This window comes from Vibrio sp. YT-19(2023) (genome assembly GCF_033337395.1).
In genome coordinates this window covers 1-1190 of the sequence record NZ_JAWOQN010000124.1, presented here as the reverse complement: position 1 = coordinate 1190, position 1190 = coordinate 1, and the positions used below count along the sequence as shown (strand labels likewise).

Below are 1190 nucleotides of genomic sequence, written 5' to 3'. Positions count from 1 at the left end.
TGTCTAAAGAAAAATTTGAACGTACGAAACCGCACGTTAACGTTGGTACTATCGGCCACGTTGACCACGGTAAAACAACTCTAACTGCAGCTATCTGTACTACTCTTGCTAAAGTTTACGGCGGTGTAGCTAAAGACTTCGCATCTATCGATAACGCTCCAGAAGAGCGTGAGCGCGGTATCACAATCGCAACTTCTCACGTTGAGTACGACACTCCATCACGCCACTACGCACACGTTGACTGTCCAGGACACGCTGACTATGTTAAAAACATGATCACTGGTGCTGCACAGATGGACGGTGGTATCCTAGTTGTTGCTGCGACAGATGGCCCAATGCCACAAACTCGTGAGCACATCCTACTAGGCCGTCAGGTTGGTATCCCATACATCATCGTATTCATGAACAAATGTGACATGGTTGACGATGAAGAGCTACTAGAACTAGTAGAAATGGAAGTTCGTGAACTTCTATCTGAATACGATTTCCCAGGTGATGACCTACCAGTTATCCAAGGTTCTGCACTAGGCGCACTAAACGGCGAAGAGCAGTGGGAAGCGAAAATCGTTGAACTAGCAGAAGCTCTAGATACTTACATCCCTGAGCCAGAGCGTGCGGTAGATCAGCCATTCCTAATGCCTATCGAAGACGTATTCTCAATCCAAGGTCGTGGTACAGTAGTAACTGGCCGTATCGAGCGTGGTATCCTAACTGTAGGTGACGAAGTTGCTATCGTAGGTATCAAAGACACTACTACAACTACATGTACTGGTGTTGAGATGTTCCGTAAGCTTCTAGACGAAGGCCGTGCAGGTGAGAACGTTGGTGCACTTCTACGTGGTACTAAGCGTGACGAAGTTGAACGTGGTCAAGTACTAGCTAAGCCTGGTTCAATCACTCCACACACTAAGTTCGAATCAGAAGTATACGTACTGTCTAAAGATGAAGGTGGTCGTCACACTCCATTCTTCAAAGGCTACCGTCCACAATTCTACTTCCGTACAACTGACGTAACTGGTGACATCCAGCTACCAGACGGCGTAGAAATGGTAATGCCAGGCGACAACGTACAGATGACTGTAGAGCTAATCGCACCAATCGCAATGGACGAAGGTCTACGTTTCGCGATCCGTGAAGGTGGCCGTACAGTAGGTGCTGGTGTTGTTGCTAAGATCTTCGACTAATTCATA

The 1190-nt window shown here is 47.2% G+C and carries 1 protein-coding gene; it reads left to right on the top strand.

Features of this window, described 5'->3' with window-relative positions; all coding sequences use genetic code 11:
* On the top strand, nucleotides 1–1184 hold a 1184-nt coding region (tuf, locus tag R7E78_RS24280), incomplete at its 5' end, for an elongation factor Tu (RefSeq protein WP_017822038.1).
* Nucleotides 1185–1190: the final 6 nt, after the last annotated feature.